This is a genomic window from Streptococcaceae bacterium ESL0687, assembly GCA_029392475.1.
Taxonomy (GTDB): domain Bacteria; phylum Bacillota; class Bacilli; order Lactobacillales; family Streptococcaceae; genus Floricoccus.
Window position 1 is genome coordinate 801,102 of the sequence record CP113940.1, and the last position, 12,580, is coordinate 813,681.

Below are 12,580 nucleotides of genomic sequence, written 5' to 3' on the forward strand. Positions count from 1 at the left end.
TCGTTATACCACAAAAACCACTGATCTTTAAAATATAATTTCTAATTTTAACTATCATTATCTTTACGTATATCCAAACAAAATAAAAAAGAGAGCTTACGCTCTCTTCTTCATTCTTATTTAATTAATTCATAAATTGCTTCAGCATAAATAGCTGCGGCACGTTCAACATAGTCAACTGGCATGAATTCGTTGGCTTGGTGCATTGTGTCAGTATAGCCTGGGAATTGTGCTCCGAAGGCAACTCCGCGGTCTAAAAGACGACCGAATGTTCCACCACCGATGATTTGCTCGTATCCTTTTTCACCAGTGTGTTTTTCGTAGACATCAAGAAGAGTCTTAACTAGTGGATCATCCATAGGAACATAGTGAGGTAGATGTCCGTGGCTAGCCTTAGTTACACTTGCAACTCCTTCAATCTTCTCAAGTTCAGCCTTGATTGTATCTTCATCAGTTCCTTTAGGGTAACGGAAGTTTAAAGCAATTGTGTTGTCATCTGAGTTTTCGTCAAACTTGAAGACACCAGCATTCATTGAAAGAGCACCCATTTTCTCATCAGTGTGGGCAACTCCAAGTTTTTCACCAGCGTGATCTTCAAAAAGAATTTGACCAGCTGTAACTAAATAAGCTTTTGCAGCTCCACCAAAGTCAAGATCCATTAGGAAGTGAGCAAGGTAAGTTGCACCATTTACTCCAGTTTGAGGGCTTGCACCGTGGGCTGATTTACCTGTAACAGTGATTTGGTATTCATTGTTGCCAAGATTAGTGATTTCACCAGTTACCTTCTTAGCTGCTTTAAAAGCGTCGAAGTCAGCTGTTAGTTTGTCAAGGGAAGTATCACCTGAGAAGACTGCAGTTGCGCTTTCTGGAACCATGTTTTCACGAAGTCCACCCTTGAAGCTATGAAGTGTGAATGTTCCACCTTGGCTGTTGTTGAAGTGTAGGTACTCAGTGATGTTTCCTTTTTCACCATTGATGATTGGGAACTCAGCATCTGGAGAGAATCCAAAGTCAGGTTTTGGCACACCAACGTGTTCAAAGTAGTAATCCATGTCGCCCCATCCTGATTCTTCGTCAGTTCCGATTACGAAACGAACTTTTTTAGATACAGGAAGACCAAGTTCTTTGATTGTTTTAAGGGCATAGTAACAAGCTACTGTAGGACCCTTATCATCACTTGATCCACGCGCATAGATTTTACCATCGCGAATTTCTGGCTCGTATGGGTTTGAATCCCAACCAAATCCAGCAGGAACCACGTCCATGTGAGCGAAGATTCCTAGAACTTCTTCACCGTCACCATATTCAAAGTGACCTGCGTAGTTGTCCACATTTTTAGTAGCAAAACCGTCGCGTTCAGCAATTTCAAGCATTTTATCTAGAGCCTCAACTGGACCAGGTCCAAATGGTGCCTCTTTAGTTGCTTTTGAATCATCACGTTCAGAGTTGATGCGTAGAAGTGTAAATAAGTCTTCAAGCATATCATCTTTACGTTTTGCAATTTCTTCATTGAAGTTAATTGTCATCTTTTGTCTCCTTTTTGTCATTAGTTTTTTTATTATTTAAAACATGAGATATTTCTTCAGCCACTTTCATGGGAATTCCTATATCATGGATTTCATAAACACTAGCACTTTGTATGTTTTTTATACTTTTAAATTCTTTAAGTAAAAGTTTTTTCCTTTTGGGTCCAAGACCTGCTATACCGTCAAGTTTTGAAGCAAAACTATTCTTGCTACGAAGCTCCCGGTGAAAAGTTATAGCAAAACGGTGGACCTCGTCCTGGATTCTTTGCAGTAAAAAGAATTCCTCACTTTTACGGCTAAGGGGAATGACCTCTAAAGGGTCACCAAATAAAATATCATGGGTTTGGTGGCGGTCATTTTTAGCAAGGCCTGCAATTGGAATATCAAGCCCTAGTTTATCATAGAGGATACTTCTAGCCGCATTAACCTGGCCTTCTCCCCCGTCCATTACAATAAGATCTGGCAAGGGAAGATTTTCTCTAATAACCCTTGAATAACGCCGTTCAATAACTTCCCTCATACTGGCATAATCATCAGGACCTGTTACCGTCTTAATCTTATACTTGCGGTACTCCTTTTTATTGGGCTTTCCGTTTTCAAAAACAACCATAGCAGAAACAGGACTAGTCCCCATAATATTTGAGTTGTCAAAGGCTTCAATTCGCACAGGTGTCGGAATCTCCAAAAGATTTCCTAAATTTTCAATAGCACCCTGCGTTTTTTCAACATGCCTTTCCAAAAGGTCAAATTTTTGCTTGAGGCTTACCTCAGCATTCTTAATGGCCAGACTAACCAGCCGCTTCTTTTCTCCCCTTTGAGGTTGAACTACTGAAGTTTGCGTCAGAACTTTAACACTTTCTAAGTCAATATCATGCGGGATGAAAATTTCCTTGGGTACAAAATGCTCCTCCTCCTGATAAAACTGACCGATATAGGTCAAAAAGTCTTCGTCAGGATCATTATAGTAGGGAAACAGATTTACATTTCGCTCAATAAGTTTACCCTGCCTGATAAAAAATACTTGGACACACATCCAACCATTTAAAACAGCGTAACCAAAAACATCCCGGTCCTTGAGATCATGATTGATCACCCTTTGTTTGGTTCTCAAAACACCAATTGATTTGATTAAATCCCTATATTCAGCAGCCTTCTCAAATTCCATCCGACTAGCAAAGGTATTCATCTTCTCTTGAAGCTCGTCGACTATTTTGTCGTCGTCTCCTTTTAAGAACTGGCTAATCTCCTCTGACATATCCTTATAGGCATTAGGATCAATGTCAAAAACACAGGGGGCAAGGCACTGATTAATATGATAGTAAAGACATACCTTATTGGGTAAAGTATTACATTTTCTTAAAGGAAAAATCCTATCTAACAGTCCTTTTATTTCATTAGCTGCCTTGACATCTGGATAGGGGCCAAAGTATTTGGCATTGTCCTTTTTAACCTGCCTGGTAATTAAAAGTCTTGGGAACTTTTCATTAGTAATTTTGATAAAGGGATAACTTTTGTCATCCTTAAGCATTATATTGTATTTAGGTTTATTTTCCTGAATCAAATTGATTTCCAAAAGAAGGGCTTCAATATTACTTTCAGTTACAATAAACTCAAAATCTACAATTTCAGAAACCAGACGTTCAGTTTTGGTATCATGACTTCCCCTAAAATAAGAACGAACACGGTTTCTTAAATTTTTTGCCTTACCGACATAAATTATCTGCCCATGTTTGTCCTTGTGGATATAACATCCCGGACTATTAGGTAATAATTCAAGTTTTGCCTTTATAGTTGAATTCATAAAAGTCCACCTCTGAGGTTAAATACCATTGATTTCTTTAATACGTCTATCAGCCAATACAGCCATAACCCTGAGGTTATACAGTCTATTCTACCACAAATTGCTCTCTCATAAAATAATAAAAAGGTTGAACTTAATCAACCTTTATTTGGCATGAGCTCTTATGGCACTAATTAGATATTTACTACCACCTTCCACTAAATCATTATAATATTTAAGGAAACGCTCATCCTTTTCATACATATCAGCCATAGCCAGGTGATACTTGCTATCATAGGCGGGATAAAAAAGAGTCAACCACTCCTTGTGGAGCTTAAAAACTTCCTCTTCTATTCGTTGGGCTTGCTGGTCCGACTCAGAAGCAAGAATCAAATTTTCTAGTTGTCGGACTAGTTTTTCTTCAATTTCTCTTGCATGGGTAAGGTCCAAAGATTCTTTTAAATAATTATTCACCCTATCTACTAATTCATCCCCATAAGTAGCTCTGATTTCTTGACCATAAAGGTCTTCATTTTCTCTGATTAATTTATTTACTAGTTCAAAATTTTCTTCTTTCATAATTGTATCTCCTGTTATCTTCTCTTTTAAGCTAGCAAGAACCTGATCTAGCTCCTGCCTTTTTCTCAAAAGTGCTTCATATTGTTCTAAAAAAATTTCCCTGCGGTCATAAACTTTCTTTTCGCCAATTAAACCCTTAATTTAAGCTAGGGAAAAGTGCATGGCCCGGTAAAGGGCTATTTGATAAATTTGGTCAATGTCACTTTTGCCGTATTCCCTGTAGCCATTTTTTTCGTTTCGCTTGGGATTTAAAAGGCCCAATTTTTCATAATAACGCAAACCACGCTCGCTGACCTGGGTTATCTTAGAAATTTCTTTAATATTCATAAAATTTGTCCTCTTGCTTTCTATATGGCAAGTATAAACCCTGACCTAGTGTCAATGTCAACAATAAAGGTTGAACTTAATCAACCTTTATTTGTGGTAATCTTTTCCTGAAAATCATCAATCAAAAGATTTAAATTTTTACGACCCTTAAAGATTCCGTAGCCAAAGAGAAGCATGCCAAGGATGCCAATAATAGCTAGAATGCAACCCATAAGGAAAAGAAAGATGTTTGATTGTCTAAAGAAATAAATCAGAAGAAGTCCAATACTTGCAAGAACAAAGAGGAGGGAGAACCATCTCCCTAGATTATTCATCATATGTTTCTGATAATTTATTTCATTCTGGTAACCAGAAATTAATTCATCTTGGTTCACTTTTAAAACCTCTATCTAATCTTAGTAAGATAGGCCTGGATTGAAGAATCCTGCAATTACACCGAGAAAGGCAACTACCACTAAAAGGAGCATGACTTTGATTGGTGAAAGGTTTTTCTTAGCCATCAACCACCAGCATGCAACAATGAAGAGGGCAGTTAGAAGGCCAGGGTAAACTGAATCCAGTTTATCTTGTAAAACCAGGTAAGGATTATCGCTGTCTCCTAGTTGGAAGGAAGTTTTAACTGATACCCAAGTAGCAGCAACTCCCCCAACAACCATCCCCCCAACAATTGTTACGGCCTTTCTAATTGCTTGACCTTGAGGACCAACAAGGAATTCAACAGCCTTGTCTCCAAGTTCATAACCTTTGAAGTAGGCAAAGCGCATTCCAAAGTAAGCCAGTAGGTTCCAAACAATGATGTAGAAAATAGCCCCAATTGGTGATCCACCGGTCGAAAGACCCAAGGCAATCCCTAAAATTACTGGAATAAGTGTCCCAACAATCAGTGAGTCTCCGATTCCTGCTACGGGACCCATTAGACCTGCACGAAGACCGTTAATTGTTTCATCGTCAACCTCTGTTGCTCCGTTGGCACGGGCCTCCTCAAGACCTGCTGTAATCCCTACAATCAAGGTACCCAACTGAGGTTCTGTATTAAAGAAGGCCGTATAGGTTTTAACAGAGCGAGCCTTGTCTTCTTCATTGTCGTAAAGCTCTTCAATAACAGGAAGCATTGAGGTTAAGTAACCAAAAGTTTGCATGTGCTCCTGAGAGAAACAAGTCAAATTACCATAATACCAGTGGTGGAAAGACTCTGCTAATGTTTTTTTCGTTAATTTTTTTTGAGCCATCTTAGATATCCTCCTCTTCGTCATCAGAATCATATTCACTTGTACTTACTGCTCGTTTCATATTTTTTACCATTTCAATTTCATAGAAAATTAGGGCAAAAATAAGAGAAATTACCGCACATGATACAAGGTTTAAACCAAGAGATGCTGCAAGAGTGAATCCTACAAAGAAAGGAACAAAGTCCATCATCTTTTCAACAATCTGCTTAAGTAAAATAGCAATACCCACACATGGAAGAAGGGAACCTACAGTAAATAAGGTTTTCATTGGGATTCCGTCCATTGGAAGGGCATCTTTCATGGCAGTTACCGCATCTGCTCCAAGTTTACACATGATAAGAGTTGGTAGGAATGAGAATACGAAGTGAGAGATCCAAGGGTAAAGCCAGTCAACCTTATAGAGTTTATGGAATTTACCTTCTTCGATCGCTTTCCACCCAATATGTTGCCAGGCAAGGTTTAAAGTTGCTGTTCCGTAAAAAAGAACTGTTCCAACTGTTCCAACTAGAGTTCCCATTGACTTAGCTAGGTTGGCTGCATCTGCTGATTCAACTGATAGACCCTGCGAGTGAATGGCAACCATTGCAAGAGGGATACCAATGTATGACACGGCCCTTAAATCGGCAGAAACTGTCCCACCCGGTGTAACTAAGGCAATGTAAACCAGCTGCATGGCAACCCCGCAGATAATACCTGTCTCTAAATCTCCTAAAATAAGTCCACAAACAAGTCCACCAACCAAGGGACGCCCTAAGGTATAGTTCCCTACAGTTGTACCAGCAAGCCCTGGCATTGACGACAGACAGGCAAAAAGTCCTAGTAAAGCTGCTTGAATCCATGTAATTGTCATCTTTTATCTCCTACTATCTAATATTAGTAACCAAATTTTGATTTAAAGTCTGACCAGTAACCAATTGATACATCCGGTAGAAGTTGGAATTTAACCCTGTAACCTGCTCCTTCAATGGCTTCAAAGGCTGCTGCTTCCTCTTGGGTAATTGATTGGTTGTTTCCTAGTTTGATAGCACCAGGTCTGTCATTACAAGGACCTACGATAACCTCTTTAACTCCTGGCTTGAACCCTTGATCCACAAGAATTTTTTTCATATCCAGGGGATTTTTAGTAATTACGAAATATCTGGTATCAGAATCTAAAACTTTTTGTGATTTTTTACCAAAATCCTCCACTGACCAGACAAAAGTTTTTTTATCAGATGCTCCCTTGTAGGCTTGAGTTAAAACCTTATTAGCTGCCGCAGCATCATTTACTGCTATCAGACCATCACAGGGAAACTCCTTGGCCCATCTGGTAACTGTTTGTCCGTGAATCATCCGGTCATCGATACGTAAAAATGTAACTGTCATCTTCCTTTTCTCCTTTTTAAGTTTAATTTTTTAATAATTGGAAATGATTGCCTAAATTACTTAAATTTCATCGTCATCTTCATCAGATGAAATCACAAATTCCTTTAAGGCGTCCCCCGCTTCTTTAAGGACTGTCTCCCTAAGTTCATCTGCTTCAAGTATGTCTTTCATGACAAAGGCAGTCAGAGCCATGGTTAAGTTCATCCCACCAAGGACAACCATGTCCTCAAGGTCCTTTGTTTCTGAAAGAAGATCCATTAGACTAGTTAGGGGGCTACCTCCAATAATATCTGCTAAAACAATTAATTCATGTTCATCAAGCCCTGCCAACTCTCTTCGTACCCTATTTGAAAAATCAGAAACCGATTCCTTGTCCTTCAAACCTAGGGCGATAACGTGATCCAAGTCACCATCAGTAAACATTTTAAGGGATGATTTAACCCCTTCTGCTAGGCCACCGTGGCTTACCAGTAGTAAATATTTCATAATATTTCCTCCTCCAATGAATTAAGTTTAGCAAAAGATAATGCGCTTTCATATTTTCCTTTGTCATTATTTTGGTTAATTTTTTATCTAAAATTAGTTACATTTGTCACATTTATAGTTTATTCTGAAAACAAAAAAAAGAGACCGAAATCTCTTTTTAATTTGCTTATTTTTAAGCCCCTGAAACCTTAAGGGTAACTCCGCTTTGAACAGCCCAGATAGCCAACTGGGTTCTATCCCTTAAATTAAGCTTGGCTAAAACTGATGATAAATAATTTCTAATTGTCCCTTCAGATAAAAATAATTTCCCGGCAATCTCCCTGTTTGAAAGCCCCAAACCAACATGTTCGATAATCAACCACTCTCCGTCAGTAATCTGATCTATGGCTGATTTATCGGCTTCAACTACTACATCTGATTGGGCCATCTTATAAAAAAGCTTGAAAACCCTCGATGCAATATAAGGATTTAAGGGAGACATACCCTGATTTACATCCACTAGGGCAGAATGAAGGTCATCCATTGAAGTTCCTTTGGTTAGTAAGTAGCCAGACGCCCCGCACTTAAGGGCATTGAAAATTGATGCATCATCATCAGAAGCTGTTAAAATTACAATCTTAATCTGAGGGTAAAATTCCTTAACAGTCTTAATGCATAAATCCCCACCAGACCTTGATAGATTAATATCCATCAGGATAACATCTGGCAATTCAAATCTGATTCTCTCTAATAATTCCTGCTCGTCACCTGCACTACCAAGCATTTTCAAATCCTTGTAAGAGGATAAAACAAGTTCCAAAGACTCCCTAACCAGTCTTTGATCATTAGCAATTAGTACCTTTATCATTTTTCCTATTCTCCTACCCGCAAAAGTTAGAATTAACTAATTTTAACAAGCGTCCTCCCTAAAATAAACGATCTAAAACTTGTGCAATTCCGTCGTGATTATTATCTGCTGTTATATTGCCGATTTCTTCTTTAATCTCTTCAGGAGCATTAGCCATAACAAATCCCTGACCAACTACTCTTAGCATGTCTAAATCATTAAAGTTGTCACCAAAGGCGATTGTATCTTTAAGGTCAACATCCTTGTAGTCAGAATAGTATTTTACAGCTCCCCCTTTAGAAGTAGTTCCCCCCATGACCTCAATTAAATAAGGAGCAGATGGATAGATAAGAAGCTCAGGAAATTGTTCCCTCAAAGTAGGTAAAATCTCGTCCATGACCTTAGGTTCACCCATCAAAAGAATCTTATGAACAGAAGGAAGCTCTGCAACACTTCTAATATCTCCTTCTTTAGCTGAAAGAGAGACAGATACTTCTTCCTTTTTAATCCAGTAGTCTTCCTTATTTTGAACCAACCAAGTAGAATAACTATAAGCATTCCAAACCACGCCAACTAAATTCCTAGCCACAAAGTCACAGATTCCAGCTGCTTCTTCCGAATCCATGGTCTTAGAGAAAACTATCTCCCCATTTTCGTCCTGAATTAAAGCTCCATTGTAGGAAATTATAGGTGTTGTAACCCCAATTGATTCCATAATTGGTGCAATGGCCTCAGGCATTCTAGCAGAAACTGGAATAAAATCTGAACCATCTAAGATAACCCTTTTAATAGCTTGGGCTGTCTTTTTACTAACTGTGTTTTCTTCATTGAGTAAGGTACCATCTAAATCACTAAATATTAATTTCTTTTTCATTTTCATTCCTTTCAAACACTGTTTTCAACTAATTCTAGCACAAATTGTAAACGGTTTACAAATATTAACCAAATAAAAAATAGACCTCGAGGGTCTATTTTTTATTCAGTAAACTGACTATTATAAAGGTTACTATAAAGGCCGCCTTCTTTTAAAAGCTCCTCGTGATTTCCCTGTTCAACAATTGATCCGTCCTTCATGACAAGAATTAGATCGGCATCCCTAATTGTTGAAAGCCTGTGGGCAATTACAAAGCTAGTTCGACCCTCCATTACCTTATCCATAGCCTTTTGAATTAAACTTTCAAGCCTTGTATCAACGGAACTTGTCGCTTCATCAAGAATTAAAATCTCAGGATCTGATATAACAGCACGCGCAATGGTTAAAAGCTGCTTCTGCCCTTGGGAGATATTATCTCCTTCAGCATTAATTAACATATCATATCCTTCTGGCATGGTACGAATAAAGTGATCAACATTAGCTGTCTTAGCTGCATCAACAACCTCATAGTCTGTCGCATCAAGCTTTCCAAAACGGATATTATCAGCAATCGTTCCCTCATACAGCCAAGCATCCTGTAAAACCATACCAAACATTGAACGAACGTCACTTCTTTTCATCGACTTGGTGTCAATGCCATCGATTTTGATGGAACCAGACGTTACATCATAAAAACGCATTAGAAGATTTATCAAGGTTGTCTTACCGGCCCCAGTAGGACCAACAATAGCAACAGTTTGTCCTGCCTTAACCTTAAAGTTTAAGTTTTCAATCAGTGGTTTTTCTGGACTATAAGAGAAGTATACATCCTCAAAACTTACATCTCCGTGGATTTTCTTAGGAGGAATTACAGGATTTTCTGTTTTTACCTCTTCAGGCTCATCCAAGATGGCAAATACTCGGCTTGAAGCTGCACTGGCACTTTGAAGAACTGACGAAAGTTGGGTAACATTACCCATGGGCTGACTAACCTGCCAGATATACTGGATAAAGGCCTGCAATTGTCCAACCAAGATAACCCCGCTGATAGCATAAATACTTCCAACTACTGCAATCACTGCAAAAGTTAGGTAGGCTGTCATTTGGACAAGGGGCATCATAAGTCCTGAAATAAAGGCTGCCTTAAATCCATTATCCCTAAGCTGACCATTTACCCGCTTGAAGTTTTGAAGGGCACTTTCCTCTTGACCAAAAACCTTAATTACATTAAATCCTGTCATTGATTCTTGGACATAACCATTCATTTCACCCAAGGAATTTTGCATGGCTTGGAAGTAATTTTGAGAGTGTTTAACGACAAATTTCGAAATCAAAATTGATAAAGGAATCATTATGATTGCAATCAAGGCCATTACACTATTGATATAAAACATCATAGCAACTGCCATTACAATACTTAAAAGAGCATTGATAATACCAACAAAGGCTTGTTGGAAGGCATTACTTACTGCGTCTACATCATTTGTCATTCGAGACAGAACATCTCCCTGCTGGTTAGCATCAAAGTAGGAAACTGGAAGACGATTAATTTTTTCATCAATATCAGACCTTAAGTCCTTCATTGAACTTTGAACAACTCTAGTAACTAGAAGTCCTGCGATAAGTTGGAAGGCTCCGTATAAAAGTCCTAGGATTAGTATCCAAACCAGGCTTTGCTTAATAAAAGCAAAGTTAATGGCCTCTCCCTGGGCAAGATTTTTTGCAATCTCTGATGTTGGAAGACCTACAGCATAAGGAACTGCAACACTAAAGGCAACAGTTAAGATGGTAAAGATAATTACCAGGTAAAACGAGATTTTATAAGGCTTAATATAGTGCCAGATTCTCATTAAAGAAGAAAAAGTTTTCATTTTTTCAATTCCTCCTCTGAAAGTTGTGAGCTTGCAATGTCATAGTAAATTGGACAAGTTTCAAGAAGTTCCCTATGATTACCAATTCCTACCACATCTCCTTCATTAAGAACAACAATCTTATCGGCGTCCATAATGGTTCCAACCCTTTGGGCAACAATTAAAAGGGCTGAATGTTTAGTTACTTCCTTAAGACTTGATCTTAATTTCTTGTCAGTTGCATAGTCAAGGGCTGAAAAACTATCATCGAAGACAAAGATTTCAGGCCTCCTGATAATTGCCCTTGCGATTGCAAGCCTTTGGCGCTGTCCACCAGATAAGTTAGAACCACCTTCTGAAATTTTAGAGTCAAAGCCATCAGGTAATTTAGAAATAAACTCAGAAGCCTGAGCAATCCTACAGGCGAACTCCATATCCTCAAGACTTGCATCCTCCTTACCAAAGCGAAGGTTGTCAGCGATTGTCCCCTTGAAAAGCAGAGCTTTTTGAGGAATAAATCCAATCCTACTTCTTAGGGCATGAGGATTAAAGTCACGAACGTCAACACCATCAACTAGTACCCTTCCTTGACTAACATCAAAGAATCTTGGAATCAGCTGAACAAGAGTTGACTTCCCGCTTCCCGTACTTCCTATAAAGGCCACCGTTTCACCGGCCTTAGCCTCAAAACTCACATTACGGATAACAGGTGTTTCAGAAGGTCCTGGGTAGGCAAAGGTTACATTTTCAAAAACTAAGTGACCATGTTCCTTGGTTTCCTTAATTCCGTCTTCTTTAATCTCAACCAAAGGCATGGTATCAAAGGCTTCCTGAATCCGGTTAGCTGATACAGAAGCTCTTGGATACATCATGAAGACTGTTGCAAAAAGCATAAATGAGAAGAGGGCATGGAAGATATACTCAATAAAGGCAACTAAATCCCCTAATTTTAAACTTCCACTATCTATTTGAACACTTCCTTGCCAGATTATCAGCACCATAACAACATTAAAGAGAACAAAAAATCCCGGCTGGGCAGCTGCCATCAGGCTAAACAACTTGGTTGAAGTACTTGCGTAGGCATCATTTACCTTTTTAAAACGCTTGTTTTCAAACTTCTCATTAACAAAGGCCCTAATTACCCGTAAACCAGATAGGTTTTCCCTTAAAATTCCATTAATTTTATCAAGATTATCCTGCTGCTTACTAGAAATAGGCTCTGATAAGAGGGCGATCAAGATAACCCCAACTAGCAAGAAGGGAAGCGCACCTAGCACATACCAACCAAGAGTCATATTTGTACCCATAACCAGATATAAACTAATAGAAAACATCAGAGGAGCAGTAAATCCAATCCGCAGCACATTTTGCATGAACAGCATAATCTGATAAGCATCATTTGTAACCCTTGTTATAAGCGATGAAACTCCTAGGGCCTCATACTCATTATGAGAATAACTTTGAATTTTTTCAAATAAGTCATCCCTAATATCTGCTGTTATATTTGCTGTAATCCTTGAAGTTACATAACCAAGAGCAATATTTAAACTAACCCCTACAACAATAATTCCAAGCATCAACCAACCCATCTTATAAATATAGGCCTTGTCCTGACCAGGAATTCCACTATCAATCATCCAGGCTAAAATTGTCGGTAAACCTAGTTCGATTAAAATAAACCCTAGTACACAAATTAAATTCATAAATAAAAGTTTTTTATTCTTTATCGTGTACTTCCACATTAATTTCAATGAATGCG

General features: G+C 38.5%; 13 protein-coding genes. All 13 read right to left on the bottom strand.

The annotated features are described in order from the left end of the window. Positions 1 to 116 precede the first annotated feature (116 nt). The gene (gene pepV, locus OZX60_03915; protein WEV44594.1) at positions 117 to 1,526 is read right to left on the bottom strand and encodes a dipeptidase PepV; all 1,410 of its coding nucleotides are present in this window, start codon (positions 1,524 to 1,526) and stop codon (positions 117 to 119) included. Further along, positions 1,516 to 3,327, bottom strand: a complete 1,812-nt coding sequence (gene uvrC, locus OZX60_03920; GenBank protein WEV44595.1) for an excinuclease ABC subunit UvrC — start codon at positions 3,325 to 3,327, stop codon at positions 1,516 to 1,518. Before uvrC ends, pepV begins: the two co-directional genes overlap by 11 nt. A 144-nt stretch (positions 3,328 to 3,471) precedes the next feature. Beyond that, positions 3,472 to 3,954: a TipAS antibiotic-recognition domain-containing protein gene (locus OZX60_03925; protein ID WEV44596.1), complete on the bottom strand. Its 483-nt coding sequence runs from the start codon at positions 3,952 to 3,954 to the stop codon at positions 3,472 to 3,474. A 72-nt stretch (positions 3,955 to 4,026) separates the two neighbouring features. Then, on the bottom strand, positions 4,027 to 4,212 hold the full coding sequence (locus OZX60_03930; GenBank protein WEV44597.1) for a MerR family transcriptional regulator: 186 nt from the start codon (positions 4,210 to 4,212) through the stop codon (positions 4,027 to 4,029). A gap of 80 nt (positions 4,213 to 4,292) precedes the next feature. After that, on the bottom strand, positions 4,293 to 4,586 hold the full coding sequence (locus OZX60_03935; GenBank protein WEV44598.1) for a DUF202 domain-containing protein: 294 nt from the start codon (positions 4,584 to 4,586) through the stop codon (positions 4,293 to 4,295). Between the two features lie 21 nt (positions 4,587 to 4,607). After that, the gene (locus tag OZX60_03940) at positions 4,608 to 5,441 is read right to left on the bottom strand and encodes a PTS system mannose/fructose/sorbose family transporter subunit IID (protein ID WEV44599.1); all 834 of its coding nucleotides are present in this window, start codon (positions 5,439 to 5,441) and stop codon (positions 4,608 to 4,610) included. A 1-nt stretch (position 5,442) separates the two neighbouring features. Continuing rightward, the gene (locus tag OZX60_03945; protein ID WEV44600.1) at positions 5,443 to 6,291 is read right to left on the bottom strand and encodes a PTS sugar transporter subunit IIC; all 849 of its coding nucleotides are present in this window, start codon (positions 6,289 to 6,291) and stop codon (positions 5,443 to 5,445) included. Positions 6,292 to 6,314: 23 nt separating this feature from the next. Beyond that, positions 6,315 to 6,806 carry a PTS sugar transporter subunit IIB gene (locus tag OZX60_03950; GenBank protein WEV44601.1) on the bottom strand — a complete coding sequence of 164 codons (492 nt, stop codon included), beginning with the start codon at positions 6,804 to 6,806 and terminating at the stop codon, positions 6,315 to 6,317. A gap of 60 nt (positions 6,807 to 6,866) precedes the next feature. Beyond that, positions 6,867 to 7,292: a PTS fructose transporter subunit IIA gene (locus OZX60_03955; protein WEV44602.1), complete on the bottom strand. Its 426-nt coding sequence runs from the start codon at positions 7,290 to 7,292 to the stop codon at positions 6,867 to 6,869. Positions 7,293 to 7,464: 172 nt separating this feature from the next. Then, positions 7,465 to 8,139, bottom strand: coding sequence for a response regulator transcription factor (locus OZX60_03960; GenBank protein ID WEV44603.1), 675 nt, complete (start codon positions 8,137 to 8,139; stop codon positions 7,465 to 7,467). A gap of 58 nt (positions 8,140 to 8,197) precedes the next feature. Beyond that, the gene (locus OZX60_03965; protein WEV44604.1) at positions 8,198 to 8,992 is read right to left on the bottom strand and encodes a Cof-type HAD-IIB family hydrolase; all 795 of its coding nucleotides are present in this window, start codon (positions 8,990 to 8,992) and stop codon (positions 8,198 to 8,200) included. A gap of 101 nt (positions 8,993 to 9,093) precedes the next feature. Then, positions 9,094 to 10,842: an ABC transporter ATP-binding protein gene (locus OZX60_03970; protein WEV44605.1), complete on the bottom strand. Its 1,749-nt coding sequence runs from the start codon at positions 10,840 to 10,842 to the stop codon at positions 9,094 to 9,096. After that, the gene (locus tag OZX60_03975) at positions 10,839 to 12,572 is read right to left on the bottom strand and encodes an ABC transporter ATP-binding protein (GenBank protein WEV44606.1); all 1,734 of its coding nucleotides are present in this window, start codon (positions 12,570 to 12,572) and stop codon (positions 10,839 to 10,841) included. The genes OZX60_03970 and OZX60_03975 overlap by 4 nt, the downstream gene beginning before the upstream one ends. Between the last annotated feature and the right edge of the window lie 8 nt (positions 12,573 to 12,580).